We start from the raw sequence: 25,275 nt of genomic DNA on the forward strand, positions 1-25,275 counted from the left end.
CCCTCCCGGGAGCGCCGTCGAGCCGACCCACGCCGTCGATGGCGTGCTATTTGATATCTCGCCAGTATGCCGCGTTCAGACGCCATGCGAGGAAGCTCAGGAGCGCCAGAAACAGCAAGACCCAGACGCCGAGGCGCTTGCGGGTCTGCTGGGCGGGTTCGGACATCCACGAAAGGTACGAAACCAGATCAGCCACAGCTGAATCATAATCCACGTTCGACATGGTGCCAGGCGTCACCTGAGTGTAACCCACGAATCTTTTTGTCTTTTCGCCGGTTTTCTCGTCCGTATCCGTCTCGAACCGTGCGTCGCGGATGCCTTGCAGCGTCCACAGCACATGCGGCATCCCCACGTTCTCGAACACGCGATTGTTCCAGCCCGTCGGCCTCGTGGGATCGCGGTAGAAGCTGCGCAAGTACGTATAGAGCCAGTCCTTGCCGCGCGCCCGCGCCTCCACCGACAAATCCGGCGGCGACGCGCCGAACCACGCTTTAGCGTCGTCCGGGCGCATCGCGATGCTCATCGTGTTGCCGATCTTGTCCGTCGTGAACAGCAGATTTTCCTGAATCTGCTTCTGCGTGAGCCCGAGGTCCGTCAGACGGTTGTAGCGCATCAGGCTCGCGCTATGGCAGTTCAGGCAGTAGTTTACAAATATTTGAGCGCCGTGCTGCAAGGACGCAAAATTGTCCGCGTTATCGGGCGCGCGGTCCAGCACCGCTTCTTCCTCCGCGTGCACCGGCGCCGCGCTGAACGCGAACATCGCCGCGCCGATCATCGTGAGAGTCGAGAGCCATTTTTTCATCGTGTCGTCTCCGGGCAGGCGCTTAGTGGAGTTTGTAGTTCACTCGCTCGGGCGGCGTCTTGAATCTGCCGCGCGGCGTCCAGAAAGGCATGCCGAGGAAAAACGCGAAATAGATGAGCGCGCAGATCTGTGCGATGAGCGTCCCCGCCGGCGATGGCGGACGCGTTCCCAAAAAGCCGAGCACCAAAAACGCGAAGACGAAGATCGCGTAGAAGACTTTGTGAAAGAGCGGCCGATACCGGATCGACTTCACCGGGCTTCGATCAAGCCAGGGCACGAAGAACAGCGAGACGACCGCCGTGCCCATCACGACCACGCCCCAGAACTTGGATTCGGTGAGCGCCATGAACACGATCACCACGAGCGCGAGGACTGGCAGCGCAATGCGCCATTTTCCGCGCGCGCGCAAAAGCGCAAACACCGCGAGCAGCGCGATGATGATCATCAGCACGATCTTGAACGGATCCGTGGTCGCACGCAGCATCGCGTAGAACGCGGTGAAGTACCACACGGGCGCAATTTCAGACGGCGTTTGCAGCGGATTGGCCGGCACGAAGTTATTCGCTTCGAGGAAGTAGCCGCCCATTTCCGGCGCGAAGAAAATGATCGCCGCGAAAATCAGCAAAAAGACGCACACGCCCATGAAGTCGTGGACCGAGTAATACGGGTGAAACGGAATACCGTCGAGCGGAATGCCGTTCGCATCCTTTTTCGCCTTGATTTCGATGCCGTCGGGATTATTCGACCCGACTTCATGCAGCGCGACCAGATGCGCGACCACGAGTCCGATCAGAACAAGCGGAATCGCGATTACATGAAACGAGAAGAAGCGATTCAGCGTGACGTCCGACACGACATAATCGCCGCGAATCCACAGCGACAAATCCGGGCCGATAAAAGGAATCGCCGAGAACAGATTCACGATCACCTGCGCGCCCCAGAACGACATTTGCCCCCAAGGCAGCAGATATCCAAAGAACGCCTCTGCCATCAGGCACAGGAAAATGGCGCAGCCGAAAATCCAGACGAGCTCGCGCGGCTTGCGGTACGACCCGTACATCAGGCTGCGGAACATATGCAGATAAACGACGACGAAAAACATCGACGCGCCCGTGGAATGCATATACCGGATGAGCCAGCCCCACGGCACTTCGCGCATGATGTACTCGACCGATGCAAAAGCCAGCGTCGCATCGGGCTTGTAATTCATGACGAGAAAAATGCCCGTGACGATCTGAATGACCAGCACGAGCATTGAGAGCGAGCCGAAGAAATACCAGAAGTTGAAGTTCTTCGGCGCGTAGTATTCGGTAACGTGTTTCTTCCAGGTGGATGTCAAAGGAAACCGGCGATCTATCCAGCCCAAGAAGCCCGTCGTTTCCACATCCTTGTCTGCGGTCGCCATTTAAGCCTCTCCCTTTTCGTCCTTGCCGATCACGAGTTGCGTCGCGGAAGTGAACATGTACGGCGGCACGTCCAGATTCTGCGGCGCGGGCTTGTTCTTGAAGACGCGGCCGGCCATGTCATAGGTCGAGCCGTGGCACGGGCAAAGAAAGCCGCCCGGCCAGTTATCGGGAAGATTGGGTTGCGGACCTTCAGAAAAACGCGGCGTCGGCGTGCAGCCGAGATGCGTACAGACGGCGACGGCCACGAATATGTTCTTGTGATCGGCGCGGGAGCGGAACTCGTTGTTGCAGTACTCCGGCAACGGCATCGAGAACTCCATTTTGGACTTCGGATCGGCCACTTCGTTGTCGGCTTTCTTCACGTCGGACAGCATTTCGTCCGTGCGATTCACGATCCACACCGGCTTGCCGCGCCAGGCGACCGTCATCATTTCGCCCGGCTTCAGTCCGCTGATATCGACCTCGACGGGCGCGCCCGCCGCCTTGGCCTTCTCCGACGGAGCGAACGAACCAACAAAGGGAACCAGCGTTGCCACACCTCCGACACCACCTGCCACGGTCGTCGTAATCAGCCAGGTACGGCGGCCGCCATCGACGCGCTTATCGTCCTTGTCTCGCATCACACGCCCCACTTCTGAGTTGGATTTATACCGTCACATCAGTGTTCCGCCGCTAGTGTGCGCGAATGGAGTTGCCATTTACAAGGGCCGTTAGGGGAAAATTACCCGGATTTAGCGAACCTTCCGGGTTTTCCCCACGTTTTCGCGCGTTCGCGTGAAGCATCCTTTCAAGCCTACAGCCGGGCCCAAACGAAGAAAAATCGCCGCTTCAGACCGGATTATCGATATCGATAAACACATGCTCGATGTCGAACTCTTCGGACAGGTGCGCGCCGACGGCCTGCACACCATAGCGCTCCGTCGCGTGATGCCCCGCCGCGATATACGCCACGCCGGATTCCGCCGCGATATGCATCGTCTGCTCAGACACTTCGCCGCTGAGATACACGTCGGCGCCCGCGTCGATGGCCTGTTCGAAATACCCCTGCGCGCCGCCCGTGCACCACGCGACGCGCCGCAACTCGCGGTCGGCATCGCCGAACACGAGCGGCTTGCGGCCGAGCGCGTTCTCGACGGTCGCGGTGAAGTGCTCGAGCGAAAGCGGCATGGTGATCGGCGCTAGCCAGCCGATGTCCTGATCGCCGAAACGGCCGTCGGCAATGACGCCGAGCCGCGCACCGATCTGCGCGTTGTTGCCGAGTTCTGGGTGCGCGTCGAGCGGCAGGTGATACGCGAAAAGATTGATGTCGTTGGCGATCAGCGTGCGCAGCCGCCGATGCTTGCGCCCCGTGATCTGCGGCGCCTCGTTGCGCCAGAAATAGCCGTGATGGACGAGCACCGTGTCCGCGCCCCACTCCAGCGCGGCTTCCAGGAAGGCGAGCGAAGCCGTCACGCCGGTCGCGATTTTCTGAACGCGGCGCGTGCCTTCCACCTGTAGGCCGTTCGGGCAATAGTCCTTGAAGCGGCCGATTTCCAGCAGGTTGTTCAGATACAATTCGAGTTCGATCCGATCCATGAAATCCTCTATCCCTTCAAATGCTTAGACGCTTCTGGCTGTTTTTTGCCCAAGCGGTCACCGTGCTTTTGGCTCTGATGTTCATCATCGCGACCCTGAAACCGCAGTGGCTTCAACGTCAGGGCCAATTCGGCAAGCAACTCGCCGAGCCGATCGTCGCGTTACAGGAAGTGGCGCCGAGCATCGGCTCGCGCCCGCTCCAGTCGTCTTATGCGGACGGCGCGCAAAAGGCGATGCCCGCGGTGGTGAACGTGTTCTCCAGCAAGGACGGCAATCTGCCGGCGGACCCGCGAGCCAAAGACCCGCTATTCCGCTACTTCTTCGGCGACAAGAACAGACGCAAGAACGACGAGCCTCCCGCGTCGAATCTCGGGTCAGGCGTCATCGTCAGCTCGGAAGGTTACATTCTAACGAACCAGCACGTCGTGGACGGCGCGGATCAGATCGAAGTGGCGCTCGCGGACGGCCGCACGTCGAGCGCGAAAGTGATCGGCGTCGATCCCGAAACGGACCTCGCCGTGCTGAAGATCGCGCTCACGAACCTGCCGAGCATCACGCTCGGGCGAATGGACCAGACGCACGTCGGCGATGTCGTGCTGGCGATCGGCAATCCGTTCGGCGTCGGCCAGACGGTGACGATGGGCATCGTGAGCGCGCTCGGGCGCAATCATCTGGGCATCAATACGTTCGAGAACTTCATTCAGACCGACGCGGCCATCAATCCCGGCAACTCGGGCGGTGCGCTCGTAGACGTGAACGGCAACCTGCTCGGCATCAACACCGCCATCTATTCACGTAGCGGCGGCTCGCTAGGCATCGGCTTCGCCATTCCGGTGTCGACGGCGCGCAGCGTACTGGAGAGCATCATCACGACGGGCACGGTGACGCGCGGATGGATCGGCGTGGAGCCGCAGGACGTGACGCCGGAAATCGCCGAATCGTTCGGGCTCGATCAGAAATCCGGCGCGATCGTCGCGGGCGTGCTGCAAGGCGGCCCGGCGGATAAAGCCGGCATCAAGCCGGGCGATATTCTCGTCAGCATCAACGAGGACACGATCACCGACACCACGCGCCTCTTGAACGTCGTTGCTCAGATCAAGCCGGGCACGTCCGTGAAAGTGCATCTGATGCGCAAGAACAAGGAACTGGACGTGAACGTGATGATCGGCAAACGGCCCGCGCAGCCGAAGGCGCCGCAGGCGCCGGACGAAGATCAGGGCGATCAGGGCGACGAATAACGCGCCGAGCGTCCAAAGAAAAAGGCAGCTTCGGCTGCCTTTTTTACTGCGGAAAATGCGCGCTCGGTCCGGCCGACGCTGCGACAATCGGCCGCAGCTATTTCACGGTCAGTTCCTCGCTCTTGATCGCGTCTTTGCCGACAACCAGCCGCGCCGCCACGATTCCCGCTTCGTACAAGATGATGAGCGGGATCGCGAGAATGAGCTGCGAAAAGACATCCGGCGGCGTCACCACGGCCGAGATGATGAACGCGCCGACGATCACATACGGCCGGATCTGCTTGAGCTTCTGAATCGACACCACGCCCATGCGCGCGAGCAGCACGACGACGATCGGCACCTCGAAAGTCACGCCGAACGCAAGGAACATGGTGAGCACGAAGCTCAGGTAGTTGTCGATATCCGTCGTCATCTCCGCGCCGAGCGGCGCGTTGTAATGCGCCATCACGCGGAAAATGGTCGGGAATACGATGAAATACGCGAACGCCATGCCGCACAGAAACAGCGCGTAGCTGCTCGACACCAGCGGCGCGACGAGCTTCTTCTCATGCTGATAAAGCCCCGGCGCGACGAACGCCCAGATTTGATACAGCACGAACGGCAGCGCGATGACGAAGGCCACCAGCATCGTCACTTTCATCGGCACGAAGAACGAGCCGGTGACGTCGGTCACGATCATCTTGCCGTCGCGCGGCAGGTTCTGCATCAGCGGACGCGCGAGCAGTTTGAAGATGTCGGGCGCCCAGTACACCAGCCCGACGAAAACGACGATGACCGAAGCCCCCGCGCGGATGATGCGATCGCGCAGTTCCACCAGATGGGAGATAAACGTCTCTTCGACGGGCTCGTCTTTATTATGTTGCGGGTCGCTCACGCCGGCCCTCGGTTTGGATCATCGATGGAAGAAATGCGGCCGTGTCAGAAGAACTTCGTCGGACGGCGCAAGCTTGCGGGCGTATGACGCGCGACACGGGCCGCGCCCGACTGCACGCGCGTGCGGCGCGCGGTGGTGCGCTTGTACCAGCTCGGAACCGCGGTCTGCTTGACGCGCCAGTTCTTGCGCTTCGCCGGCGCGAACGTCGAGTTCACCCAAGGCTTGTCGGAAGCGCCGCTTTCATCCGCAGACGAAGCCGGAGCGCCTCCCGCGATGCTCGGCTCCACCGACGTGCCTTCCCGCCACGCATCGTTCAGGTCGGACTCGTGGCGCCGCAAATTGTCGTGAATCGTCGATTCGACGTTCGACGCCGCCGTCTCGAACTGCGTGCGCATCTTTTTGAGTTCGTCGAGTTCCATCTCGCGCGCCACCTCCGACTTCACGTCGTTGATGTAACGCTGAGCGCGCCCGAAGAGCGCGCCCGCCGTGCGCGCGACGCCGGGCAACCGCTCCGGCCCGAGCACCACCAGCGCGACGACGCCGATGAGCGCCATTTTGGTCAGACCGAGATCGAGCATTGAAGGAACTGTGCAGGGTTACGTTCGCCCGTTCGATTAGCGGTAGTCGCCCGAACGCGTCTTGTCCTTCGCTTCGACGTCCACCGTGTCGCGCGGCAGTTGATCGCGTTTATCGGCCGACGCGGGGTTGTCTTCCTCACGCATGCCTTCCTTGAAGCCGCGAACCGCGCCGCCCAGATCACCGCCGATATTGCGCAGTTTCTTCGTGCCGAAGACGAGCGCCACGATCAGCAGAACGATCAACCAATGCCAAATGCTTAACGAACCCATGAATGAAAACTCTCCTATTTGCGCCGCAAAAGCCTTTCCGCGACGGAAGGCTGGCCTGCAGCTCGAGCCGAAGCAATGCCGCCTCGGCTATCAGTATCGATTTTGCGCGCCCAATATGGCATTGGAAAGCAAAACGCCGATGAAACCGGCGTCAGCCCATTCGCCGCCACGGACGCGCCCCAGCCAGAAGATGCGCATGAATGTGATACACCTCCTGCCCGCCGCCTGGCCCGGTATTGATGACCGTCCGGAAACCGGTATCCCCACCCGTGTAGGAAACGCCCAGATCTTTCGCGAGACGGCCAACGAGACTTAACATTCTACCAAGCAGCGGCGCATCGCTTTCGGAACAGTCCGAAAGCGTCTCGATGTGCTGACGCGGAATCACGAGCACGTGAAACGGCGCGGCCGGGTTGATGTCGTTGAACGCGACGAATTCGTCGTCCTCGTAGACCTTGGTGCTCGGAATCTGCCCGGAGGCAATTTTGCAGAAGATGCAGTTGTCTTGGCTCATGAATGTGCGTACTCCGTTGCCAGGCATCGCCGTTAGAACCACGTCTGCGGGTCGATCGGTTTGTTTTCGTAGAGAAACAGCCAGCCCTTGATGACGCGATACAGCGTCCAAATGCCGACTGCGGACAAGATGAGAAAGCCGACGCCCACGAACAGCAGCGCGACGCCGATCACATGGCCGAGCACCGCCCACCAGAACGTGCGGATTTGCCATGAAAAGTGCGCCTGATACGGCGTGCCGACGGTATCGCCGCGCTTCAGATAATTGATGATGACCGCGACGAGCACGGTCAGCCCGCCCGTCAGCCAATAGAGCGCGTACAGCGCATAAAGGATGTGCGTGAGCGTGCGCAGGCTGCGCAGCCGCTCGTCTTCCGCCGGCGTCTGAACCACAGGCGGCGGGTACGGTCCATCGACCCCGGCCATGCTTGCCTCCTCCGCTAGCGCGAGAAAAGTGGGCGAACGCCTCGTCAGCCGCCGTTCTGTTCGCGCTCGCGCGACTTGCGCAGCGCCTTTTCCTCGATACCCGACAAGCCTTCGCGCCGCTCCAGTTCGGCGACCACGTCAGCGGGGCTCAGGTCGAAGTGCGACAGCATCACGAGACAATGGAACCACAAATCGGCGACCTCGCCGACGAGCGCCTTCGGCGCGCCGCCGTGGCGCGCGTCCTTCGCGGCGAGCACGACTTCGGTCGCTTCCTCGCCGATCTTCTTCAGGACCGCGTCGTCACCTTTGTGAAAGAGTCGCGAAACGTAGGATTGTTCCGGATCGCCGCCCTTCCGGCTGTCGATGACGGCGGCAAGGCGAAGCAGCGTATCCAGCGTGGTGGCTTGGGTCATTTGTAGATGCTTTCTGGGTCTTTCAGGACCGGCTCGACGGCGACCCACTCGCCGCTTTCGGCCGTTCCCTCGAATTTCTGGAAGAAGCAGGAATGGCGGCCCGTATGGCACGCGATGCCCGACACCTGCTCGACCTTGAGCAGCACGACGTCTTCATCGCAATCGAGCCGCACTTCGTGTACGTGCTGAACGTGCCCCGATTCTTCGCCCTTGAACCACAGGCGCTGTCGCGAGCGCGAGAAATACACGGCGCGCTTGAGTTCGATGGTCTTCGCCAGCGCCTCGCGGTTCATCCATGCGAACATCAGCACGTCGTTGGTCGATGCTTCCTGCGCGATGACGGGCACGAGGCCGTTCGCGTCCCACTTCACCTTATCGAGCCAATTCGTCGGGTCGCTCACGGTTCAGATCCTCACCGAGATGCCTTGATCGGCCATGAAACGCTTCGCTTCGCCGACCGTATGCTCGCCGTAGTGGAAGATGCTTGCGGCGAGCACCGCGTCGGCGTGCCCTTCGACGATGCCGTCCGCCAGATGCTTCAGCGACCCGACGCCGCCCGACGCGATCACGGGCACCGGCACGGCATCCGACACGGCGCGCGTCAGCGCGAGATCGAAGCCGGCCTTCGTGCCGTCGCGATCCATGCTGGTCAGCAGGATCTCGCCCGCACCGAGTTCCGCCATCTTGCGCGCCCATTCGACTGCGTCGATGCCGGTCGCCTTGCGGCCGCCGTGCGTAAACACTTCCCAGCGCGGCGGCTCGCCTTCGCCCGACACGCGCTTCGCGTCGATCGCGACGACGATGCACTGCGAGCCGTGCTTGTCCGACGCGTCGCGCACGAGTTGCGGATTGGCGACCGCCGACGAGTTCATGCTGATCTTGTCCGCGCCCGCGTTCAGCAAGCGCCGGACGTCCTCGACCGCGCGCACGCCGCCGCCGACGGTGAGCGGAATGAAGACCTGCGAGGCCACCGCCTCGATGATCGGCAAGATGAGATCGCGCTGGTCGGAGGTCGCGGTGATGTCGAGGAACGTGAGTTCGTCGGCGCCCTGATCGTCGTAGCGTCGCGCGATCTCGACGGGATCGCCCGCGTCGCGCAGTTCGACGAAGTTGACGCCCTTCACCACGCGGCCAGCGGTCACGTCGAGACAGGGGATGATGCGTTTTGCGAGAGCCATGTTCTAGCTACTGCCGGTTCGGTACGGTTGAGGGCGGCCAGCGCCGCCCGGCGCGCTTCAGTGTGCTCGCGCGAGAGAAGCCGGAAATGCGGCCTTAAGCGTCGTCCGCTTCGCGCAGTGCGTCGGCGCGGGTTTGCGCCGCCTTGAAATCGAGGTCGCCCGAATAGATCGCGCGTCCGCAGATCACGCCTTCGATGCCTTCGTCCTCGACTTCGCAGAGCGATTCGATGTCCGCGATGCTCGACAACCCGCCGCTTGCGATCACCGGAATCTTGACCGCCTGCGCGAGCCGCACGGTCGCGTCGATGTTGATGCCCTGAAGCATGCCGTCGCGGCCGATGTCCGTGTAGATGATCGACTCGCAGCCGTAGTCCTCGAACTTGCGGCCGAGGTCCACGACTTCGTGGCCGGTCAGTTTGCTCCAGCCGTCGGTGGCCACCTTGCCGTCTTTGGCGTCCAGCCCGACGATGATGTGGCCGCCGAACGCGCTGCACGCGTCTTGCAGGAAACCGGGATTCTTCACCGCCGCCGTGCCGATGATCACGTACGAAAGACCGTCGTCCAGATAGCGTTCGATGGTGTTCAGGTCACGGATGCCGCCGCCGAGCTGCACCGGGATTTCGCTGCCCACTTCTTCGATGATCGCCCGAATGGCGTCGCCGTTCTTCGGCTTGCCCGCGAACGCGCCGTTCAGATCGACGAGGTGCAGTCTGCGCGCGCCCTTGTCGACCCAATGCCGGGCCATCGCCGCCGGATCTTCTGAAAAAATGGTCGCCTGGTCCATATCGCCTTGCTTGAGGCGCACGCACTGACCGTCTTTGAGATCGATGGCCGGAATGAGCAGCATAGGTATCGCGTATCTTCTGGGTGAAAGTGATTGAAACGGCCTCGCGGGCCGTCTCGCTAGTGTAGTACAAGTCTCGCGGCACTCAATCGCACGTGGAACCGCGCAGGGGCGCGGCCGCGAGGCTCACGCGCGGCGACGCTCACGGGTTCCAGTGAACGAAGTTGCGATACAGGCGCAAGCCGGCGTCGGCGCTCTTTTCCGGGTGAAACTGGGTCGCGAAGATGTTGTCGCGTGCGACCGCGGACGTGAACGGGTCGCCGTAGACGGTTTCGCCCGATGTGTGCGCCGGGTTTTCCGGCGCGACGTGATAGCTGTGCACGAAGTAGAAGAACGCGCCATCCGCGATGCCGTCCCAGACCGGATGCGCCTGCGTCTGACGCACGCGGTTCCAGCCCATCTGCGGCACTTTGAAGCGCGAGCCGTCGTCCTGCACGCGGCCTTCGAGCCGGAAACGCACCACCTTGCCCGGTAACAGGCCGAGCCCGCGCGTGTCGCCTTCCTCGCTCCAGTCGAAGAGCATCTGCTCACCGACGCACACGCCGAGCATCGGCTTTTCGCGCGACGCCTGCATCACGGCTTCCTGCAGGCCCGAGTGCGCGAGATGCGCCATGCAGTCGCGCATCGCGCCCTGTCCCGGCAGCACGATGCGATCGGCCGCGTGAATGGCCTGCGGCTGATCGACGATCGCCACGTCCGCGTCGGGCGCGGCCTTCTTCAGCGCCTGATACACCGAGCGCAGGTTGCCCATTCCGTAATCAACAATCGCAATCGAAGTTTTCATTTCAAAGTAGGCATCAGGGCCTTCAACCCGTTGACGATGAATTCCACCGCCAGCGCGGACAGCATCAATCCCATGAGACGCGTGCCGATATTGATTCCGGTGCGCCCGACCCAGCGCGCGATCGGCTCCGCGAGATTCAGCGCGCCGAAGCACAACGCCGCGATGATCGCACCCAGCACGACGAGCCCGAAGCGGTCGTACCAGTGCTGCGCACTTGCAGCATAGACGATCACCGTGCTGATCGATCCCGGTCCGGTAAGCAGCGGAATGGCGAGCGGCACGACTGCGATGCTGTGGCGCTCTTCCGCTTCCATGCGCTCTTCGGGCGTCGAGCGCGCGTTGCCGACTTGCGCGTTCAGCATGCTGATCGCCATGAGCAGCATGATGATGCCGCCGCCCACTTCGAACGATCCGACCGAAATACCGAAGAACGCGATGATCTGCTGCCCGAGCAACGCGGTCACGGCAATCACGCAGAACACCGAAATACACGCGACGCGGATGGTGTTGCGCTTCTCCACGTCCGATTGCTGCGAGGTAAGGCTTAGAAAAAACGGTATCGCGCCGATCGGGTTGATCAGCGCGAGCAAGGATATGAACGACTTGAAAAGATCCATCGCGAATGGCCGGCCGAGTTAGACGCTTTTCGGCGCCGAATCGGCAAACGGCTGATCAGAGACTGCCCTTGGTCGATGGAATCTGGCCCGCCGCGCGTTCGTCGACTTCGACGGCCATGCGCAGCGCGCGGCCGAAGGCCTTGAACACGGTCTCGACCTGATGATGCGCGTTGATGCCGCGCAGGTTGTCGATATGCAGCGTCACGCCCGCATGATTCACGAAGCCGCGGAAAAATTCGATGGTGAGATCGACATCGAACGTGCCGATGCGCGCACGCGTGAACGGCACATGGAATTCGAGCCCCGGCCGCCCCGAGAAGTCGATCACGACGCGCGACAGCGCCTCGTCGAGCGGCACATACGAATGGCCATAGCGGCGAATGCCCTTGCGATCGCCGATAGCCTTCGCCACCGCTTGCCCGAGCGTGATGCCGGTGTCTTCGACGGTATGGTGATCGTCGATATGGAGGTCGCCATGCGCTTCGATTTCGAGGTCGAACAGGCCGTGACGGGCAATCTGGTCGAGCATGTGATCGAGAAACGGCACGCCGGTGGCGAGCTTCTGCTTGCCGGTGCCGTCCAGATCGAGCTTTACACGGATCTGCGTTTCGCTGGTGTTGCGAACGACTTCCGCAATGCGCATGGTGTTTCCTTGAGACTTTTTCGAAGAAGGGGTTCAGTTGGGCGCGAGCTTTCTCAGCGCCGCGAGCATCTGCGCGTTCTCTTCGGCCGTTCCGACCGTCAAGCGCACGCAATTCGTAAGCAACGGATGCATTTTACTCACGTTTTTCACCAAAACCCGCGACGTAAGCAGGGTTTCGAACGCGAGCGCCGCATCGGGCACGCGCACCAGCAGGAAGTTGCCCGCGCTCGGATAAACGGTCATGCCCGGCAGCGCGGCGACTTCACGCGCGAGGTCGGCGCGCGCTTCGCGCAACGCGGCGGCTTGCGCGTCGAGCACATCGAGATGATCGAGCAGGAAATCGGCGGTGGCCTGCGTCAGCACGTTGATGTTGTACGGCGGGCGCACCTTGTCGAACTGCGCGATCCACGCGGGCGAACCGGCCATATAACCGAGGCGGATGCCCGCGAGGCCGAGCTTCGACACCGTGCGCATGACGACGACGTTATCGAACTGCGCGGCGCGCGGCATCCACGTTTTCCCGGCGAACGGCTGATACGCCTCGTCGATCACGACGAGGCTTTTCGTCGCCGCCGCGATCACGCGTTCGATGTCAACGTCGTCGTAGAGCGTGCCGGTCGGATTGTTCGGATACGCGAGATAGACGAGCGCGGGCGCGTGTTCCTTGATGGCGGCGATGAGCGCGTCGGCGTTGAGCGTGAAATCGGCATTGAGCGGCACGCCGACGAATTCGAGATGCGCGAACGCCGCCGACAGCTGATACATGACGAAGCCCGGCACCGGCGCGACGACCTTCGCGCCCGGCTTCGAACACGCGATAGACATCATGCTGATCAACTCGTCGGAGCCGTTGCCGAGCAGAACGTCGCACGCGGGCGGAACGTGCATTGCGCGCTTGAGCTTCGCGATAAGTTCAGCCGGGCGCGGCGCAGGATAACGGTTCAGCGCGACGCCCGCGAGATGCGCGCCGAGCCGTTGCGCGAGCGCGTCGGGCAGCGTGTAGGGATTTTCCATCGCGTCGAGCTTGATGAGCCCCGTGGATTCCGGCACGGGATAGCTCGTCATCGCGAGGACGTCGGGACGAATGATGTCGTTCGGTGTGGTCATGGTGGCGCTGTTGGCGCTGGCGGCGGCTTGAAAGCCGCCTTTTTCGATCGGATGGCTCGCTTCAGCCGACGTTTTTCATCCGGTATTCGGCGCTTTTGGCATGCGCCTGCAAGCCCTCGCCATACGCCAGTTCCGCCGCGATTTCGCCCAATGTCTGCGCGCCGTCCGAACTCACTTCGATCACGCTCGAACGCTTCATGAAGTCGTAGACGCCGAGCGGCGATGAAAAGCGCGCGGTACGCGAAGTCGGGAGCACGTGGTTCGGGCCGGCGCAATAGTCGCCGAGGCTTTCGCTCGTGTAGCGGCCGAGGAACATCGCGCCCGCGTTGTGAATCTGCGCGGCCCATTGGTGCGGATCGAGCGCGGAAATCTCCAGATGCTCCGGCGCGATGTCGTTGGCGATGGCGCAGGCTTCGGCCATGTCCTTCACCTTGATGAGCGCGCCGCGGTCTTCGAGCGAGCGCTGGATGACGTCGCGCCGCGGCATCGCGGGAAGCAGTTCGACGATGGCGTCCTCGACGCGCTGAATGAACGCCGCGTCCGGGCACAGCAGAATGGATTGCGCGAGTTCGTCGTGTTCGGCTTGCGAGAACAGGTCCATCGCGACCCAGCGCGGATCGGTGGTCGCGTCGCAGATCACGAGAATCTCGGACGGTCCCGCGATCATGTCGATGCCAACCGTCCCGAACACGCGACGCTTCGCCGACGCGACATACGCGTTGCCCGGACCGCAAATCTTGTCGACAGCCGGCACGGTTTGCGTGCCGTACGCGAGCGCGCCGACAGCCTGCGCGCCGCCGATGGTGAACACGCGATCCACGCCGCCGAGCAGCGCGGCCGCGAGCACGAGCGGATTCTTCACGCCATCGGGCGTGGGCACGACCATCACGATTTCCTTGACGCCCGCGACGCGCGCCGGAATCGCGTTCATCAGCACGGACGACGGATACGCCGCCTTGCCTCCCGGCACGTAGATGCCCGCGCGGTCGAGCGGCGTCACCTTCTGGCCGAGCACGGTGCCGTCAGCTTCGGTGTACTGCCAGCTATGGCTGCCGCATTCGATGCGCTGCTTTTCGTGGTAGCCGCGCACGCGCGCCGCCGCCGCTTCGAGCGCCGCGCGGCGCTTCGGCTCCAGATCTTCCAGCGCGGCTTCCATCTCGGACGCGGGCAGTTCGAGCGCCGCGACGCTGTCCGCTTTCAGGCGATCGAACTTGTTCGTGTATTCGAGCACGGCTTCGTCGCCGCGCGTTTTCACGTCCGCGAGAATCTGCGCGACGGCGCGCTCGATGGCTTCGTCCTCGCTCGCTTCGAACGCGAGCACCGCGCGCAGCGCCTTTTGAAAACCATCGGTGCTGGAATCGAGCTTACGAATCTTGATAGACATGCTGGTTTCCGATTGTGCTGTGGGCGGCAAGCGTGACGCGGCCGCCCTAGTTGTTCGTTGCTGCCGAGGCGCGCTCGAACGCGTCGAGATAGGGCTTCAGCGCCGCGCGCTTCAACTTGAGCGCCGCCTGATTCACCACCAGTCGCGACGAAATCTGCATGATTTCTTCGACCTCGACCAGGCTGTTCGCGCGCAGCGTGCCGCCGGAGCTCACCAGATCGACGATCGCATCCGCGAGGCCGACGAGCGGCGCGAGTTCCATCGAGCCGTACAGCTTGATCAGATCGACGTGAACGCCCTTCGCCGCGAAGTGTTCGCGCGCCGTCTCGGTGTACTTCGTCGCGACGCGCAGCCGCGCGCCCTGGCGCACCGCGTTCGCGTAGTCGAAGCCCGCCTTCACGGCCACCGACATCCGGCAGCGCGCAATGTTCAGATCCACCGGCTGATACAGACCGCCGCCGCCATGCTCGATCAGCACGTCCTTGCCCGCCACGCCGAAATCCGCCGCGCCGTATTCCACGTACGTCGGCACGTCGGTCGCGCGCACGATGATCACGCGCAGGTTCGGGTTCGTGGTCGGAAGAATCAGCTTGCGCGAGCTTTCCGGATCTTCGGCGACCTGCACGCCGGCTGCCGCGAGCAGCGGCACCGTTTCCTCGAAGATACGCCCTTTCGAGAGCGCGAGCGTGAGCGGCGCGCTGGCCTCGACCGACGACGACGTCTGCGGCAACGAGCTCATTGCTCGCTCCCGCTGCCCTTGATGCGGCGAACGTTCGCGCCGACCGCCGTCAGCTTCGACTCCATGCGGTCGTAGCCGCGATCCAGATGGTAGATGCGGTCGATCAGCGTTTCGCCGTCCGCGCACATCGCCGCGATGACGAGACTGGCCGATGCGCGCAGATCGGTCGCCATGACCTTCGCGCCCGACAGTTGCGCGACGCCGCTCACGAGCGCCGTGTTGCCGTCGACCGTAATGCTCGCGCCCAGGCGGTTCAACTCCTGCACGTGCATGAAGCGGTTCTCGAAGATGGTCTCGACCACTTGCGACGTGCCGCTTGCAATGGCGTTCAGCGCCATGAACTGCGCCTGCATGTCGGTCGGGAACGCGGGATATTCGGATGTGCGAATGTTCACGGCTTCCGGCCGCTTGCTCATGCGCACGCGCATCCAGTCGTCGCCTTCCTCGATGGAAACGCCCGCTTCGCGCAGCTTGGCCGTCACGGCGTCGAGCAGCGACGGGCTCACGTGACGCAGCGTGACGTCGCCGCCGGCCGCCGCGACCGCGCACAGGAACGTGCCGGCTTCGATGCGGTCCGGCACCACGGCATGACGCGCGCCGTGCAGCTTTTCGACGCCCTGAATCACGAGCCGGTCCGTGCCGATGCCCTCGATCTTCGCGCCCATCGCGACCAGCAGATTCGCGAGGTCGCTCACTTCCGGCTCGCGCGCCGCATTCTCGATGATCGTTTCGCCATCGGCCAACACGGCCGCCATCAGCAGATTCTCGGTGCCGGTCACGGTGATCATGTCGGTGATGATGCGCGCGCCCTTCAGACGCTTCGCGCGCGCCTCGATGAAGCCGTGCTCGATGTTGATCTCGGCGCCCATCGCCTGAAGGCCTTTGATGTGCTGATCGACCGGACGCGCGCCGATGGCGCAGCCGCCCGGCAGCGACACCTTCGCTTCGCCGAAGCGCGCGACGAGCGGCCCAAGCACGAGAATCGACGCGCGCATGGTCTTCACCATCTCGTACGGCGCGACGAGGTTATGCACCTTCGACGCGTTGAGCGTCACGCGGCCGTCGGTCATGGCTTCGGACTGCACGCCCATCTGCCGCAGCAGTTCGAGCGTGGTGCGCACGTCCTTCAGGTTCGGCACGTTCGACAGATGGACGTCGTCGGCGGTGAGAAGGCTCGCGCACAGAATCGGCAAAGCCGCGTTCTTGGCGCCCGATACGGTGATTTCGCCGGAGAGCTTCGCGCCCCCCGTAATGACGAGTTTGTCCATGATTGCTTGTCCTTCGACCGAGCGTCCTGCTGCGGAGCCGGATTCGGCGCCGCGGTTATCTTGAATGTTCCGCACTCTGTGCTGCCTGGTTCTGCCTGCTTCTACCGGTCATGCCGGGTGTTGCTAGCTGTTGCTGAGGGTTGGGCGTGTGACCTGCGTGTGACTTGATTTGGCTTCGCCGAATGGACTCAGGCCGATTTCCATTCGTCGGGGGTGAGGGTCTTCATGCTGAGCGCATGAATCTCCTCGCGCATGCGCTCGCCGAGCGCCGCGTAGACCAGTTGATGACGCGCGATCAGGCGTTTGCCGACGAACGCATCGCTCACGATGGTCGCGAAAAAATGCTGGCCGTCGCCTTCCACTTCGAGATGCTGGCACGACAGACCGCCAGCGATGTAGTCCTTCACTTGCTCCGGAGTCGGCAACATGGGATGTCTCCTTGGGATTTAGTGACGCAGCTTGTAGCCGCTCGCGAGCAGCCGCACGGCGATCAGCGCGAGCACGACCAGAAAGCCGCCGACGATGCACAGGCTCAAGAGCGGGTTCACGTCCGACGAGCCGAAAAAGCCGTAGCGGAAACCGTCGATCATGTAGAAAAACGGATTCAGATGCGACACCGCGCGCCAGACGGGCGGCAGCGAATGCGTCGAATAGAAGACGCCCGACAGGAACGTGAGCGGCATGATCAGGAAGTTCTGGAACGCGGCCAATTGATCGAACTTGTCGGCCCAGATGCCCGCGATCAGACCGAGCGTGCCGAGAATCGCCGAGCCGAGCATCGCGAACGCAATGATGTAGAGCGGCGCGGAAAAAGACATCGGGATGAACCATATCGTCACGATGAACACGCCGAAGCCGACGCACAAGCCGCGCACGACCGACGCGAGCACATACGCGAAGAACATCTCCCAATGCGCGATGGGCGGCAGCAGCACGAACACGAGATTGCCCGTGATTTTCGACTGGATCAGCGACGACGAGCTGTTCGCGAATGCGTTCTGCAACACGCTCATCATGACGAGGCCAGGCACGAGAAAGCTCGTGTACCCGACACCCGGATAGACCTGCACGTGCCCGGTCAGCGCGTGACCGAAGATGGTGAGATAGAGCAGCGCGGTGACGATCGGCGCGAGCACCGTCTGAAACGACACCTTCCAGAAGCGCAGCAGCTCCTTGTAGAACAACGTCTGGAAACCGCTCATGAAAGCCCCTCGACCATTTCCGGCTCGTTCATGACCTGAAGGAACACGTCTTCGAGATCGGCTTTTCGCACTTCGATTTCATCGAACGTGCAGCCCGCCGCGCGGCATTTCGCGAGGATCGGCTCGACTTCGTCGTAGCTCGACAAGCGCAGCAGGTGCTGCGCGCCGGATACCGCTTGAGGATCGACTTCCAGCGAGCGCAGGTCGGCGGGCAGCACGCCGCTCGAAAAGCGCAGATAGAGCTGCATGCCGGCGAAACGCTGCAACAATGCGCTCGTGCGCTCCAGCGCGACGATCTCGCCGCGACGAAGCATCGCGAGGCGGTCGCACAGCGATTCGGCTTCTTCGAGGTAATGCGTGGTCAGCACGATGGTATGTCCCTCGCGATTGAGGCGCGAGATGAACTTCCAGAGCGTTTGCCGAAGCTCGACGTCGACGCCGGCCGTGGGTTCGTCGAGCACGATGACAGGCGGCCGATGCACCAGCGCCTGCGCGACCAGCACGCGGCGCTTCATGCCGCCGGACAGCGCGCGCGTGTTGACGTCGGCTTTCTCGGTGAGATCGAGGTTCGCCATGACCTCGTCGATCCAGTCGTCGTTGTTGCGCAGGCCGAAATAGCCCGACTGGATGCGCAGCGACTCGCGCACCGTGAAGAACGGATCGAACACCAGCTCCTGAGGGACGACGCCGAGCGCCCGACGCGCCGCGCGAAAATCGCTGACGACATCATGACCGCGCACGCTGATCGTGCCGCTATCGGCGCGCGCGAGTCCCGCGAGAATGCTGATCAACGTGGTCTTGCCCGCGCCGTTCGGACCGAGCAGGCCGAAGAACTCGCCCTCTTCCACCGTGAGGCTCACGCCCTTGAGCGCCTGCAGATCCTTGTAGCGCTTTCGGACGTTTCGGATTTCTATGGCTGACATGAACAGTGCGCGCGCCTCGTGCGGCCGCGCCTCGATTGTGCGGATTACGCGTGACGGACCCGGGCTCGCTTCAAAAGGGGCCGGGTTCGGGCCCGAAAAAACGTTTGATTATAGGGCAAAGCCGGTAGAGCCGACGTCGGAGCGATCCTGTTTGCGGCGGTGCTCATGCTGATGAACGCCGCCGCGCCTGAGCGAATGAGTCAGGACAGGATCAATGTCGGAAGGTGAGCAGCGTGTCGACGCCATAGGCTTGCGCGAGACTGGCAAGCCCGGAGGGAATGTTGACGATACCGAGCGCGGCGCCGCGCGCGGTGGCCGCGCGCTGCCACGCGAGCAGCACGGCGAGCGCGGACGAATCGAATTGCCGAAGCGGCGCGCAATCGACTTCGGTCGCGCCGGCGGCGATGCGCGAAAGGCCGGCTTCGAGCGCGGCCTTCGCGCTTTCGTGAGTCAAGGACGCGGCCGTCTGGAACCGGCCGCCGGTGCCGACTGCGCTCACGACGAAGCCTTGCCGCTCGCGAGTTGCTGGTTGCGCTGCGTGAGGAACTGCAGCAGGCCGTCGACGCCGTGTTGCGAGATCTGCTCGCTGAACTGCTGTTGATACGCCTGGATCAACCATGCGCCGAGCACGTTGATGTCATACACGCGCCAGCCTTGCGGCGTCTTGTACAGGCGATAGTCGAGCTCGACCGGCTGGCCGTTGTTCATCACGACCGAGCGAACGACGACGTCCGTGTCTTCCGGCGATGCGCGGAACGGCTTGTACTGAATGGTCTGATTGCGGACCTGACTCAACGCGCCCGAATACGTGCGGATCAGCAGCATCTTGAACTGCTCGACGATCTGCTTTTGCTGCTCAGGCGTGGCCGAGTTCCAGTTGCGGCCCATGACGAGACGCGTGGTGCGCGTGAAGTCCGTGTACGGCAGGATCTTCTGGTTGACGAGCTCAGTAATGTGCTGCACGTCGCCCGACTGCAGCTTCGGGTCCGACTTGATTTGATCGAGAACCTGCTGGGTGACGGTCTTGATCATGCCGTCGGGCGCGCTCGTATCGACCGTTTGCGCCGACGCCGCGCCGCAGAACGCCATCAGCATGGCAAAGAAAGGAAGCAAGAAGAGTTTTTTCATCGCAGACCCTGCAAAAGAAGTGGCTTGGATTGGAGTGCGCTGCTTGAACCAAGTTCAGGCCGCGCACCGGCCAATCTGTAATAAACGCTGTCAATCATGTTACCGCGCGTTAGCGTGGATGCGCTTAACGCAGGCGGAACGAAGGGAAGCCGGGAGGCGCACGCGGCGGCACGTACTGATTGCCCGGCACGGTCGCGCCGCCCGAACTCGCGGCGTTCGGCGTGGCTGCGGTTCCCGAAGCAGGCGCCGCGCCCGACGCGCCGTCCGCCGCCGACGCCGCTGCCGGCGGCACCGCCGTTGCCGATGCGCCCACCGCGCCGCTCGCGCCGCCCGGTTCGGCATACGTCGGCAGCGGCGCTTCGTCGTAGTTCGGCATGCTGTCGGTATCGCCGTCGTTGTCGCCGTGAATCAGATACTGGCGACGCTGCAAGTACGCGTTACGCACGAAGGAATACTTGTCGAGCGCGGCATCGGCGAGTACGTCGGTCGCGCCAAGCAGGTTCGCCCGCGTATTGACGAGGTTCACGCCATACAGCGCCCAGCTCACGGAATCCGGGCTCACGTACGTCAACGGACTGCCGAAATAGTCGACCACCAGCCCGCTCGTGTCGCGCACCGTGCTCGGCCCGAGCAGCGGCAGCACGAGATACGGTCCCGACGGCACACCGTAATGACCGAGCGTCAGCCCGAAGTCGCCGGCGTGCTTCGGCAACTTGGCGACCGTCGCCACGTCGAAGAGACCGCCGACGCCGAACACCGTGTTGATCGCGACGCGCATGATGTCGGAGACGCCATCCGCGATCTTCAACTGCAGCAGATTGTTCGCCGCGATGTACACATCGCCGATATTCGAGAAGAAGTTCGTGACGCTGTTGCGCACCGGCTCCGGCACGCTCCACACGTACGCCTTCGCGACCGGCTTCAGCGCGAACTGGTCCACCTTGTCGTTGATGGTGAACATCGTCCGGTTGTAGCTCTCGAACGGATCGCCCTTCGTGGGCGTCGTCACCGTCGCGCAACCGGCGAGCGTCACCGCCGCCGCCGAGACAAGCACGCGCCGCAGCCCCTTCGCGTACATAGCTTCTCCTTATTGAGCCGAGCCCGATGCCGCGCTCGCTGCCGCCGCGCCCGACGCCGCGGGTGCGGCCGGTGCTGGTGCAGCGCCCATGGCGCTGGCCGCGCCAGGGAACGCCGGCGCAGCAGCGGCCGGCGCGGCCGGCGTTGCTGCCTTCGACGCGCCGGAATCCGCCGCCTTGTTGTAGAGGAACTGTCCGATCAGGTTTTCGAGCACGACAGCCGATTGCGTCATCGTGATGGTGTCGCCGTTCTTGAGCATCTGATCGTCGCCGCCCGGCTCGAGGCCGATGTACTGCTCGCCGAGCAGACCCGAGGTCAGGATCTTCGCGGACGAATCCTTCGGAAACTGGTACTGCTTGTCGATGTCGATGGTCACGACCGCCTGATACGCGTTCGGATCGAAGCCGATGGAGCCGACGCGCCCGACCGTCACGCCCGCGCTCTTCACGGGCGCGCGCGGCTTCAGGCCGCCGATGTTGTCGAACTTGAGCCGAACGGCGTAGGTTTGCTGGAACGACAGGGAACTCATGTTGCCGGCCTTCAGCGCGAGAAACAGCAGCGCCACGAAACCGAGCACCACGAAGAGGCCGACCCAAAAGTCGAGAGCAGTCTTTTTCATCGTCTTTCCAAAGAGAATCTTGTCGCGGAATGCGCGTGATGGTCTGTGCCCTTCACAACGCCCACGCCCTCGCGAGCGTCCGCGAGTGGTCCATTAGCTGAACATCAACGCGGTCAGCAGGAAGTCGAGGCCGAGCACGGCGAGCGACGCGTACACGACCGTTTTCGTCGTCGCGCGCGACACGCCTTCCGGCGTCGGCCGGGCTTCGTAGCCCTGGAACAACGCGATGAACGTCACCGCGAAACCGAACACGACGCTTTTCACGACGCCGTTGCCGACATCGCGCCAGACATCCACGCCGCCCTGCATCTGCGACCAGAACGCGCCCGAATCCACGCCGATCAGCAGCACGCCGACCACATAGCCGCCGATCACGCCGACCGCGCTGAAAATGGCCGCGAGCACCGGCATCGAAATGATGCCGGCCCACATGCGCGGCGCGACGACCACCTTGATGGGATCGACGGCCATCATTTCCATTGCCGTGAGTTGCTCGCCCGCCTTCATGAGGCCGATTTCCGCCGTCAGCGACGTGCCCGCGCGCCCGGCGAAGAGCAGCGCCGTGACCACGGGCCCGAGCTCGCGCACGAGCGACAGCGCGACGAGCAGCCCGAGCGCCTGCTCCGAGCCGTAGCGGTTGAGCGTGTAGTAGCCCTGCAAGCCGAGCACGAAGCCGACGAACAGGCCCGACACCGCGATGATCACGAGCGAATAATTGCCGACGAAGTGGATTTGTTTCGTGACAAGCCGCGGGCGGCGCAGCAGCGGGAAGAATTCGAGCACGAGGCGCGCGAGCATGCGCGTCGCGTAACCAGCGGTGCCGAAGCCGTCGAGCACCCAGCGGCCGAGTGCGCTGATCATGCCTTGCCTCCGATGCCGAAATCCGCCGCGAGGTTCTGGCTCGCGTAGTGAAACTTGAAGGGGCCGTCCGGCGTGCCGTCGATGAACTGGCGCACGGTCGGGTCCTGCGACGCGCGCAGCTGCGCGGGCGTGCCTTCCGCGTGAATGCCGCCGTTGGCCACGAAATACACGTAGTCGGCAATGGCGAACGACTCCGGCACGTCGTGCGAGACGAGGATTGACGTGGCGCCGAGGGCGTCGTTCAGCGTGCGGATCAGCTTGGCGGTGATGCCGAGCGAGATGGGATCGAGACCCGCGAACGGCTCGTCGTACATCATGAGTTCCGGATCGAGCGCGATGGCGCGCGCGAGCGCCACGCGACGCGCCATGCCGCCCGAAATTTCCGACGGCGCGAGATCCCGCGCACCGCGCAAGCCCACGGCGTTGAGCTTCATCAGAACGAGATCGCGGATGAGCGCTTCGGGCAGATCCGTGTGCTCGCGCAGCGGAAACGCGACGTTCTCGAAGACCGTTTGATCCGTGAAGAGCGCGCCGAACTGGAACAGCATGCCCATCTTCCGGCGCAGCGCGTACAGACCGTCGCGCGTCTGCGCGCCGACGTCCTGCCCGCCGTACAGCACCTGGCCGCGGCTCGCCTTGACGAGACCGCCGATCAGCCGAAGCGTCGTGGTCTTGCCGCAGCCCGAGCCGCCCATGACCGCGACGACCTGACCGCGCGTGAAGCGCATGTTCAGGTTCGACAGGACGAGCCGCTCGCCGTAACCGAAGTCGACGTCGCGTAGCTCGAGCAGAGTCTCAGAAGAGGCTGGCACTGGGTAAGAAATTCCGTTGACGCAAAACGACGCATTATAGGGCCTGCGTGCAATCGGTGCTTTGCCTAGTGCGCGGTGCCTAATTTTTTCGGAACTGTCAGCATTGACCTGCAAAGTTTTGTTGCAGCGATGCGACCGCCTGAGCAGTATCCGGCGCTTCGGTCACGGCACGCACGACCGCCGCGCTGCCGACGCCCGTCGCGAGCACGTCGCCGATCACTTTGCCGTCGATTCCGCCGATCGCGACGAGCGGCACGCGGCCGCGCAGAAGCTGCACGTAGCGGCGCAGGCGGGCGAGACCTTGCGGCTTGGTCGGCATGACCTTGGTCGTCGTCGGGAAGACGGCGCCAAGCGCGAGATAGCTCGGCCGGAAATGCAGCGCGCGCAGCATCTCATAGTAGCCGTGCGTCGAGAGGCCGAGGCGCAGGCCGGCGCGCGCAATCGCGTTGAGATCGGCGGTCTCGACGTCTTCCTGGCCGAGATGCACGCCGTAAGCGCCCGCGGCGATTGCCTCGCGCCAGTGGTCGTTGATGAAAAGCCGCGCCTGATGCCGACGCCCCGCCGCCACGGACCGTTCGATTTCGCGTCGAAGATCGTCGGCGTCTGCGCTTTTTCGGCGCAGTTGCGCCGTGGCGACGCCCAGATCGAGCACGCGCTCGACCCATTCCGCGCTTGGCAGCACGGGATAGAGCCCGAGTTCGGCGGGACAAGGCGGGAATGCCGGCTCCGGCGCGGGCGGCAGGCCGCCGACGCGCGGGAACGTCGCGAAATCGACAGGCCAGGCGTCGTCTTTGGACTCATCGCCGGTGCGCCAGGCCAGCGCCAGAACGAGCGCGTCGTGCGGCTCGAAGTTGCAGTCGAGAAACGCGGCGAGCGCGGCGAGCCAGTCGTCGGAACGCTCGCCGTCGAGCACGAAACGCTCGCCCTTGCGCGTCAGCGTTACGCGCGGGCCGTGCGCTTCGAGCACGGCGGCGCCGCTCAGAAGCGCATCGGAATCGGATTCACGCGCTTCCGTAAGCACGATCAAATCCTGCGCGCCGGCCGATTCGGGCGCGGTCAGGCAGATGCGCCAGCGCGTCGACGCGGCGGGCCAGTCGCCGAGACGCGCACGAATTCGCTCCGCGACTTCCACGAGTTCGTCCGCCGGCGGCCAGAACACTTCGCGACCGAGCAGGCTCATGCCGCACCTCCGTCCTGATGCCAGAACGGCATGCCGACGACCGGCGTGCTCGCCTGCGCGCTGTCGCGCTCGGCCATCGGACCGGCGAGAAACGCGCTGCGGCCCGCTTCGACGCCGAGCGCAAACGCACGCGCCATCTGCGGCGGAAACGTGGCCTGCGAAACCGCCGTATTGAGCAGCACGCCGTCGAAGCCCCACTCCATGACCTGACACGCGTGCGACGGCACGCCGAGACCCGCATCGACGATCAGCGGCACATCCGGCAGCCGCTCGCGCAAGGTGCGCAGGCCGTACGGGTTCGTCACGCCCTTGCCGGTGCCGATGGGCGCGCCCCACGGCATCAGCGCTTCGCAGCCCGCATCGAGCAGGCGCCGGCCGATCACGAGATCTTCCGTGCAGTACGGCAGCACCTTGAAGCCGTCGCGCACGAGCTTCGCCGCCGCTTCGACCAGGCCGATCGGGTCGGGCTGGAGCGTGTAGTCATCGCCGATCAGTTCGAGCTTGATCCACGGCGCGTCGAACACTTCGCGCGCCATGTAGGCGGTGGTCAGCACTTCGTCCACGCTCTGGCAGCCCGCCGTGTTCGGCAACAGCGCGACGCCGTGACGCTTGAGCACGTCGAAGAAGCCGGCTTCGCCCGTCTCCGACTGGCGGCGCAGCGCGACCGTCACCATGCCGGGACGCGCGGCATCGATGGAATCCGACAGCGATTGCAGCGACGGATAGCGCGACGTGCCGAGCAGCACGCGGCTCGGAAACGCCTGGCCGTAAAGCGTGAGGACGTCGGCGGTCTGTGTGGTCATGATGGAATCCT

General features: G+C 63.4%; 32 protein-coding genes. 1 reads left to right on the top strand and 31 read right to left on the bottom strand.

The features are described from left to right. Positions 1-46: 46 nt before the first annotated feature. From LDZ26_RS11495 to LDZ26_RS11510, 4 genes are all read right to left on the bottom strand, one after another. Positions 47-802, bottom strand: coding sequence for a cytochrome c1 (locus tag LDZ26_RS11495; RefSeq protein ID WP_244847337.1), 756 nt, complete (start codon positions 800-802; stop codon positions 47-49). A 22-nt stretch (positions 803-824) separates the two neighbouring features. Then, positions 825-2,207: a cytochrome bc complex cytochrome b subunit gene (locus tag LDZ26_RS11500; protein ID WP_244847338.1), complete on the bottom strand. Its 1,383-nt coding sequence runs from the start codon at positions 2,205-2,207 to the stop codon at positions 825-827. Then, positions 2,208-2,828 carry a ubiquinol-cytochrome c reductase iron-sulfur subunit gene (gene petA, locus LDZ26_RS11505; protein WP_244847339.1) on the bottom strand — a complete coding sequence of 207 codons (621 nt, stop codon included), beginning with the start codon at positions 2,826-2,828 and terminating at the stop codon, positions 2,208-2,210. It lies immediately after the preceding gene. A 208-nt stretch (positions 2,829-3,036) separates the two neighbouring features. Next, positions 3,037-3,783, bottom strand: a complete 747-nt coding sequence (locus LDZ26_RS11510; protein ID WP_244847340.1) for a Nif3-like dinuclear metal center hexameric protein — start codon at positions 3,781-3,783, stop codon at positions 3,037-3,039. A 20-nt stretch (positions 3,784-3,803) separates the two neighbouring features. On the opposite strand from LDZ26_RS11510, the gene LDZ26_RS11515 reads away from it, so the two are divergent. Next, entirely contained in the window at positions 3,804-5,021 is a 1,218-nt protein-coding gene (locus LDZ26_RS11515; RefSeq protein WP_244847341.1) for a S1C family serine protease, read from the top strand. Between the two features lie 97 nt (positions 5,022-5,118). On the opposite strand, the gene tatC is transcribed toward LDZ26_RS11515, so the two are convergent. From tatC to LDZ26_RS11650, 27 genes are all read right to left on the bottom strand, one after another. Further along, the gene (gene tatC / locus LDZ26_RS11520; protein WP_244847342.1) at positions 5,119-5,895 is read right to left on the bottom strand and encodes a twin-arginine translocase subunit TatC; all 777 of its coding nucleotides are present in this window, start codon (positions 5,893-5,895) and stop codon (positions 5,119-5,121) included. A gap of 44 nt (positions 5,896-5,939) precedes the next feature. Next, positions 5,940-6,473 carry a Sec-independent protein translocase protein TatB gene (gene tatB / locus LDZ26_RS11525; RefSeq protein ID WP_244847343.1) on the bottom strand — a complete coding sequence of 178 codons (534 nt, stop codon included), beginning with the start codon at positions 6,471-6,473 and terminating at the stop codon, positions 5,940-5,942. A 36-nt stretch (positions 6,474-6,509) separates the two neighbouring features. After that, complete coding sequence (tatA, locus tag LDZ26_RS11530; RefSeq protein ID WP_206467114.1) at positions 6,510-6,743, bottom strand: Sec-independent protein translocase subunit TatA; 234 nt, start codon at positions 6,741-6,743, stop codon at positions 6,510-6,512. 151 nt (positions 6,744-6,894) lie between these two features. Next, a complete protein-coding gene (locus tag LDZ26_RS11535; RefSeq protein WP_244847344.1) occupies positions 6,895-7,257 on the bottom strand; it encodes a histidine triad nucleotide-binding protein in 363 nt (120 codons plus the stop codon). A 32-nt stretch (positions 7,258-7,289) separates the two neighbouring features. Then, complete coding sequence (locus tag LDZ26_RS11540) at positions 7,290-7,682, bottom strand: hypothetical protein (protein ID WP_244847345.1); 393 nt, start codon at positions 7,680-7,682, stop codon at positions 7,290-7,292. A gap of 44 nt (positions 7,683-7,726) precedes the next feature. Then, positions 7,727-8,095: a phosphoribosyl-ATP diphosphatase gene (locus LDZ26_RS11545; RefSeq protein WP_175946536.1), complete on the bottom strand. Its 369-nt coding sequence runs from the start codon at positions 8,093-8,095 to the stop codon at positions 7,727-7,729. Then, entirely contained in the window at positions 8,092-8,496 is a 405-nt protein-coding gene (gene hisI / locus LDZ26_RS11550) for a phosphoribosyl-AMP cyclohydrolase (protein ID WP_175946534.1), read from the bottom strand. Before hisI ends, LDZ26_RS11545 begins: the two co-directional genes overlap by 4 nt. A 3-nt stretch (positions 8,497-8,499) precedes the next feature. Next, positions 8,500-9,273, bottom strand: a complete 774-nt coding sequence (hisF, locus tag LDZ26_RS11555; RefSeq protein ID WP_175946532.1) for an imidazole glycerol phosphate synthase subunit HisF — start codon at positions 9,271-9,273, stop codon at positions 8,500-8,502. A gap of 94 nt (positions 9,274-9,367) precedes the next feature. Continuing rightward, complete coding sequence (gene hisA / locus LDZ26_RS11560; protein ID WP_175946530.1) at positions 9,368-10,120, bottom strand: 1-(5-phosphoribosyl)-5-[(5-phosphoribosylamino)methylideneamino]imidazole-4-carboxamide isomerase; 753 nt, start codon at positions 10,118-10,120, stop codon at positions 9,368-9,370. 139 nt (positions 10,121-10,259) lie between these two features. Further along, on the bottom strand, positions 10,260-10,901 hold the full coding sequence (gene hisH / locus LDZ26_RS11565) for an imidazole glycerol phosphate synthase subunit HisH (RefSeq protein ID WP_244847346.1): 642 nt from the start codon (positions 10,899-10,901) through the stop codon (positions 10,260-10,262). Continuing rightward, the gene (locus LDZ26_RS11570; protein WP_244847347.1) at positions 10,898-11,518 is read right to left on the bottom strand and encodes a YchE family NAAT transporter; all 621 of its coding nucleotides are present in this window, start codon (positions 11,516-11,518) and stop codon (positions 10,898-10,900) included. The genes hisH and LDZ26_RS11570 overlap by 4 nt, the downstream gene beginning before the upstream one ends. Positions 11,519-11,573: 55 nt before the next feature. Continuing rightward, positions 11,574-12,161, bottom strand: coding sequence for an imidazoleglycerol-phosphate dehydratase HisB (gene hisB / locus LDZ26_RS11575; protein WP_175946524.1), 588 nt, complete (start codon positions 12,159-12,161; stop codon positions 11,574-11,576). A gap of 33 nt (positions 12,162-12,194) precedes the next feature. Then, positions 12,195-13,268: a histidinol-phosphate transaminase gene (hisC, locus tag LDZ26_RS11580; RefSeq protein ID WP_244847348.1), complete on the bottom strand. Its 1,074-nt coding sequence runs from the start codon at positions 13,266-13,268 to the stop codon at positions 12,195-12,197. A gap of 61 nt (positions 13,269-13,329) precedes the next feature. Continuing rightward, positions 13,330-14,652 (bottom strand): histidinol dehydrogenase, encoded by a 1,323-nt coding sequence (gene hisD, locus LDZ26_RS11585; protein ID WP_244847349.1) that lies wholly within the window; start codon positions 14,650-14,652, stop codon positions 13,330-13,332. Positions 14,653-14,698: 46 nt separating this feature from the next. Then, a complete protein-coding gene (gene hisG / locus LDZ26_RS11590; RefSeq protein WP_244847350.1) occupies positions 14,699-15,391 on the bottom strand; it encodes an ATP phosphoribosyltransferase in 693 nt (230 codons plus the stop codon). After that, on the bottom strand, positions 15,388-16,659 hold the full coding sequence (gene murA, locus LDZ26_RS11595; RefSeq protein WP_244847351.1) for a UDP-N-acetylglucosamine 1-carboxyvinyltransferase: 1,272 nt from the start codon (positions 16,657-16,659) through the stop codon (positions 15,388-15,390). The genes hisG and murA overlap by 4 nt, the downstream gene beginning before the upstream one ends. Before the next feature lie 188 nt (positions 16,660-16,847). Next, positions 16,848-17,087 carry a BolA family protein gene (locus LDZ26_RS11600; protein ID WP_035506651.1) on the bottom strand — a complete coding sequence of 80 codons (240 nt, stop codon included), beginning with the start codon at positions 17,085-17,087 and terminating at the stop codon, positions 16,848-16,850. An 18-nt stretch (positions 17,088-17,105) separates the two neighbouring features. Next, entirely contained in the window at positions 17,106-17,861 is a 756-nt protein-coding gene (locus tag LDZ26_RS11605) for an ABC transporter permease (RefSeq protein ID WP_244847352.1), read from the bottom strand. Continuing rightward, positions 17,858-18,784 (bottom strand): ABC transporter ATP-binding protein, encoded by a 927-nt coding sequence (locus LDZ26_RS11610; protein ID WP_175946512.1) that lies wholly within the window; start codon positions 18,782-18,784, stop codon positions 17,858-17,860. Before LDZ26_RS11610 ends, LDZ26_RS11605 begins: the two co-directional genes overlap by 4 nt. Before the next feature lie 211 nt (positions 18,785-18,995). Next, on the bottom strand, positions 18,996-19,283 hold the full coding sequence (locus LDZ26_RS11615) for a lipid asymmetry maintenance protein MlaB (protein WP_175946510.1): 288 nt from the start codon (positions 19,281-19,283) through the stop codon (positions 18,996-18,998). Further along, positions 19,280-19,912 carry a phospholipid-binding protein MlaC gene (locus LDZ26_RS11620; protein ID WP_244847353.1) on the bottom strand — a complete coding sequence of 211 codons (633 nt, stop codon included), beginning with the start codon at positions 19,910-19,912 and terminating at the stop codon, positions 19,280-19,282. Before LDZ26_RS11620 ends, LDZ26_RS11615 begins: the two co-directional genes overlap by 4 nt. A gap of 124 nt (positions 19,913-20,036) precedes the next feature. After that, entirely contained in the window at positions 20,037-20,990 is a 954-nt protein-coding gene (locus tag LDZ26_RS11625; protein ID WP_244847354.1) for a VacJ family lipoprotein, read from the bottom strand. 9 nt (positions 20,991-20,999) lie between these two features. Beyond that, positions 21,000-21,608 carry an outer membrane lipid asymmetry maintenance protein MlaD gene (gene mlaD / locus LDZ26_RS11630; protein WP_244847355.1) on the bottom strand — a complete coding sequence of 203 codons (609 nt, stop codon included), beginning with the start codon at positions 21,606-21,608 and terminating at the stop codon, positions 21,000-21,002. A 93-nt stretch (positions 21,609-21,701) separates the two neighbouring features. After that, positions 21,702-22,469 (bottom strand): lipid asymmetry maintenance ABC transporter permease subunit MlaE, encoded by a 768-nt coding sequence (gene mlaE, locus LDZ26_RS11635; RefSeq protein WP_175946503.1) that lies wholly within the window; start codon positions 22,467-22,469, stop codon positions 21,702-21,704. After that, a complete protein-coding gene (locus tag LDZ26_RS11640) occupies positions 22,466-23,281 on the bottom strand; it encodes an ABC transporter ATP-binding protein (RefSeq protein WP_244847356.1) in 816 nt (271 codons plus the stop codon). Before LDZ26_RS11640 ends, mlaE begins: the two co-directional genes overlap by 4 nt. A gap of 97 nt (positions 23,282-23,378) precedes the next feature. Further along, positions 23,379-24,461 carry a thiamine phosphate synthase gene (gene thiE / locus LDZ26_RS11645; protein ID WP_244847357.1) on the bottom strand — a complete coding sequence of 361 codons (1,083 nt, stop codon included), beginning with the start codon at positions 24,459-24,461 and terminating at the stop codon, positions 23,379-23,381. Beyond that, positions 24,458-25,264 (bottom strand): thiazole synthase, encoded by an 807-nt coding sequence (locus LDZ26_RS11650; protein ID WP_244847358.1) that lies wholly within the window; start codon positions 25,262-25,264, stop codon positions 24,458-24,460. Before LDZ26_RS11650 ends, thiE begins: the two co-directional genes overlap by 4 nt. Between the last annotated feature and the right edge of the window lie 11 nt (positions 25,265-25,275).

Origin of the sequence: Caballeronia sp. SL2Y3 (genome assembly GCF_022879575.1) — a bacterium.
Classification (GTDB): Bacteria; Pseudomonadota; Gammaproteobacteria; order Burkholderiales; family Burkholderiaceae; genus Caballeronia.